Origin of the sequence: Azospirillum formosense (genome assembly GCF_013340925.1) — a bacterium.
GTDB lineage: Bacteria > Pseudomonadota > Alphaproteobacteria > Azospirillales > Azospirillaceae > Azospirillum > Azospirillum formosense.
On sequence record NZ_WHOR01000393.1, the window covers coordinates 1 to 3,961 of the forward strand.

General features: G+C 70.2%; 4 protein-coding genes. 1 reads left to right on the plus strand and 3 read right to left on the minus strand.

The window, feature by feature from the left end:
* Positions 1 to 140: 140 nt before the first annotated feature.
* The gene (locus GBZ26_RS27955) at positions 141 to 908 is read left to right on the plus strand and encodes an alpha/beta fold hydrolase (RefSeq protein WP_343207311.1); all 768 of its coding nucleotides are present in this window, start codon (positions 141 to 143) and stop codon (positions 906 to 908) included.
* A 9-nt stretch (positions 909 to 917) separates the two neighbouring features.
* Here the strand turns inward: GBZ26_RS27955 and GBZ26_RS27960 are convergent, their stop codons facing one another.
* The 3 genes from GBZ26_RS27960 to GBZ26_RS27970 form a co-directional block, all read right to left on the minus strand.
* A complete protein-coding gene (locus tag GBZ26_RS27960; protein ID WP_174441597.1) occupies positions 918 to 2,135 on the minus strand; it encodes an acetate/propionate family kinase in 1,218 nt (405 codons plus the stop codon).
* A gap of 10 nt (positions 2,136 to 2,145) precedes the next feature.
* Positions 2,146 to 3,621 carry a bifunctional enoyl-CoA hydratase/phosphate acetyltransferase gene (locus tag GBZ26_RS27965; protein WP_174441598.1) on the minus strand — a complete coding sequence of 492 codons (1,476 nt, stop codon included), beginning with the start codon at positions 3,619 to 3,621 and terminating at the stop codon, positions 2,146 to 2,148.
* A 212-nt stretch (positions 3,622 to 3,833) separates the two neighbouring features.
* Positions 3,834 to 3,961, minus strand: a 128-nt coding sequence (locus tag GBZ26_RS27970) for a hypothetical protein (RefSeq protein WP_174441599.1), incomplete at its 5' end; no start/stop codon positions are given.

Consider the following 3,961-nt stretch of genomic DNA (forward strand, 5'->3'; position numbering starts at 1 on the left):
CGACGAGTGCGTGTGTTTTTTTGTCAAAGCGGACGCGCCAAACCGTCATCGGCGTTGCTCCCGTGGGCTCGGAGATGTGTATAACGGAAGTCCCCAGGACCGCAACGCCGCCCGCCATGCCGACGCCGAACGAAGCTCCCGTGACCGAAACGGAATGGACGATCCAGACCGTGGAAGGCCGCCTCTACGCGAAAAGCTGGACTCCGGACACCGCCGGCGCCGTGCCGATCATCCTCTTCCACGACTCCCTCGGCAGCGTGGACTTGTGGCGCGGCTTCCCGCAGCGGCTGGCGGCCGAGACGAACCGCCGCGTCGTCGCCTACGACCGGCTCGGCTTCGGGCGCTCGGACGCCCATCCCGGAAGGCTGACCCTGGATTTCGTCGCCGCGGAGACACGGGACAGCCTCCCGCCGCTGTGCGACCGGCTCGGCGTGGCGGAGTTCGTCGCCTGCGGGCACAGCGTCGGAGGCGGCATGGCGGTCGAGACGGCGGCGCGCTTTCCGGAGCGCTGCCGCGCCCTCGTGACCATCGCCGCCCAGGCTTTTGTGGAAGAGAGGACCCTCGCCGGCATCCGCGACGCCAAGCGCGATTTCCAGGACCCGGCCAACGTCGCGCGGCTGGCGCGGTATCACGGCGACAAGGCCCGCTGGGTCCTCGACGCCTGGACCGAGACGTGGTTGTCCCCCGCCTTCGCCGGCTGGACCCTGGACCGTGCCCTCGCGGCGGTGCGCTGCCCGGTGCTGGCCCTGCACGGCGACCGCGACGAGTACGGCTCCAGCGCCCACCCCGAACGCATCGCGGCCGGGCGGGGAGCCGCAAGGCTTCTCCCCGACACCGGCCATGTGCCGCACCGCGAACAGGAAACGCTCGTCCTCGACGCGATCCGGAGCTTCCTGGACGGGCTTTGAGGCGTCCGCTCAGGCCGCCAGGGGCGACAGCACCGCGTTGCGCGCCAGGATGCCCAGCGTGTGGCTGGCGATCATCCGCTCCTCGTCGGTGGGGATGACGAAGACCGGGACGCGGCTGTCGGCGGCCGAGATGCGGGTGGCGCGGGCGCGGTTCGCCGCCCCGTCGAGATGGACTCCGAGCCAGCCCAGCTTCTCCGCCACCCGCGCCCGCACCGGGGCGGAGTTTTCGCCGACGCCGGCGGTGAAGACCACCGCGTCCAGCCCGCCCATGGAGGCCGCCAGCCCCGCCGCCTGCTTGGCGACCTGGAAGCAGAACAGCTCCACCGCCTCCGCCGCCTGTGGGTTCTCGCTGTCCAGCAGGGCGCGCATGTCGTTGGACACGCCGGACACGCCGAGCAGGCCGGACTTGTGGTAGAGCAGGCGCTCCAGCTCGTCCGGGCCCATGCCCTTCTCGCGCATCAGATAGATCAGCACGCCGGGATCGAGGACGCCGGGGCGCGTGCCCATCGGCAGGCCGTCCAGCGCGGTGAAGCCCATGGTGGTGTCGACGCTGCGGCCCGCCCGCATGCCGCACAGGCTGGACCCGCTGCCGAGATGGCAGACGACCACGCGGGCCTCGGCCAGCTCCGGGGCGATCTGCGGCAGGCGCTGGGCGATGTATTCGTAGGACAGGCCGTGGAAGCCGTAGCGGCGCACACCCTCGTCGGTCAGCTCGCGCGGCAGGGCGAACATCTGGGCCTGCCAGGGCCGCGTGCTGTGGAAGGCGGTGTCGAAACAGGCGACCTGCGGCAGCTCCGGATAGACCTCGGCCAGCGCGGTCATCGCCGCGATGTTGTGCGGCTGGTGCAGCGGGGCCAGCGGCACCAGGGCCTCCAGCTCGGCCAGCACCGCCGGGGTCAGCAGCACCGGCGCGTCGAAGCGGGTGCCGCCGTGCACGACCCGGTGGCCGGCGGCGACCAGCCGCACGTCGCGCAGCTCGTGCCGCATCCAGGTCAGCAGGAAGCCGAGCAGCCCGGCGCGGTCGCCGGGGCCGACCTCGTCCAGGATGCCGTCGGCCAGGACGTGGCGGGCCGCGTCCTTGGCCTCGAAGCGGGGGGCGGTGCCGATGCCGGAGATCTGGCCGGTCAGGACCGCCTCCAGATCGCTCCTTCCGGCGCCGCAGAAGACGGAGAATTTCAGGCTGGAGGAGCCCGCGTTGATGACGAGACAGGCGTCACGGTGCGACATGGTGTGATCCTCACTCCGCGGCCAGAGGGGTGGCAGCGGCGTTGAGCGCGAGGGCGGGACGGCGCGCGGCGGCCACCAGCGCCGCCACGGCGCAGGAGGCGAGGCGGGTGCGGACGTTGTCGGCGCGGCTGGTCAGGATGACCGGAACCCGCGCGCCGAGAACGATGCCCGCGGCGTCGGCGTTGGCGAGGAAGGAGAGCTGCTTGGCCAGCATGTTGCCGGCTTCCAGATCGGGGACGAGCAGGATGTCGGCCTGGCCGGAAACGGGCGACGTGATGCCCTTGATGCGCGCGGCCTCGGCGCTGATGGCGTTGTCGAAGGCCAGCGGGCCGTCGAGGATGCCGCCGGTGATCTGGCCGCGGTCGGCCATCTTGCAGAGCGCGGCGGCTTCCAGCGTGGTGGCGATCTTCGGGTTGAGGGTTTCCACCGCCGACAGGATGGCGACGCGCGGCGTCTCCACGCCCAGCACCTTGGCGAGGTCGATGGCGTTCTGGACGATGTGGACCTTGTCCTCAAGCGTCGGGTAGATGTTGATCGCCGCGTCGGTGATCAGCAGCGCCCGCGGGTAGGTCGGCACGTTCATCACGAAGACGTGGCTGATGCGGCGGCTGGTGCGCAGGCCGGTCTCCTTGCGGACGACCTCGGCCATCAGTTCGTCGGTGTGCAGACTGCCCTTCATCACCGCCTCGGCCTCGCCGCTGCGGGCCAGCGCGACGGCCGCGGCGGCGGCGGCGTGGCTGTGCTCGACGTCCACCAGACGGTAGCGGGCGATGTCCAGGCCGTGGGCGGCGGCCAGCGCGCGGATCTTCGCCGCCGGGCCGATCAGGATGGGGGCGATCAGGCCGGCTTCCGCTGCCTCGACCGCGCCCTTCAGCGAGCTTTCATCGCAGGGATGGGCGACCGCCGTGGCGACCGGCTCCAGCCCGTCGCACTTGCGCAGCAGCGCGTCGTGCTTGTCGTGGCGGATCATCTGGATCTGCGGCAGCGCGTGGGCGGTCCTGCGGACCTTGCGGGTCGGCGCGATCACCTCGGCGGTGCCGGTCACCACGACCTCGCCGTCCTGGTTGGTGCACAGGCAGTCGAAGACGACGATGTTCTTGTCGGCCTGCTTCTCGCGCACAGTGACGGTGGCGGTGATCACGTCGCCCAGCCCGACCGGGCGGCGGAAGCGCAGGTCCTGGCCGGCGTAGACGGTGCCGGCACCGGGCAGCCGGGTCCCCAGCACGCCGGAAATCAGCGCGCCGGACCACATGCCATGCCCGATCACCTTTTGAAAGCGGCTGTCGGCGGCGAATTTCGCGTCCAGATGAACCGGATCGATGTTGCCGGAGACGGTGGCGAACAGCTCGACGTCCATCACGGTCAGTTGCCGTGCGATGCTGGCGGACTGGCCGACCACGATCTCGTCGAAGGTGACGTTCTCGATCGGGGCCGCCTCGGTCGGCACGGCCGGGAGGTCGCCGCTGGTTTCACCATTGGCAGTCATTGCAGAACACTCCGGATAAGAGAAAAAGGCATGATGCTGCCCGTTTCAGCCGATCCCTCCCGGCGCGCGCCTTGCTGAAAGGAGAAGCGCGTCTTGCCGTCTTCTTCTGCGAGCGTCTTTTTTGTGTACTGATATATTAGCGGAAAAGGCGGTGCGGCGCAGCAAATCCGGCATCACCGGACACTTTGCCGCAGCCGCCTTCCGAAGATCCACTACGCCTTGAGGATGCCGCGGCCGGCGAAGCGGGCGGCGGTGCCGAGCATCTCCTCGATGCGGATCAGCTGGTTGTACTTGGCCAGACGGTCGGAGCGCGACAGCGAGCCGGTCTTGATCTGGCCGC

What these genes read in the sequence shown, in the direction of transcription:
- GBZ26_RS27960 (WP_174441597.1), bottom strand. Translation starts at nt 2,135, where the DNA reads ATGTCGCACCGTGACGCCTGTCTCGTCATCAACGCGGGCTCCTCCAGC.
- GBZ26_RS27965 (WP_174441598.1), bottom strand. Translation starts at nt 3,621, where the DNA reads ATGACTGCCAATGGTGAAACCAGCGGCGACCTCCCGGCCGTGCCGACC.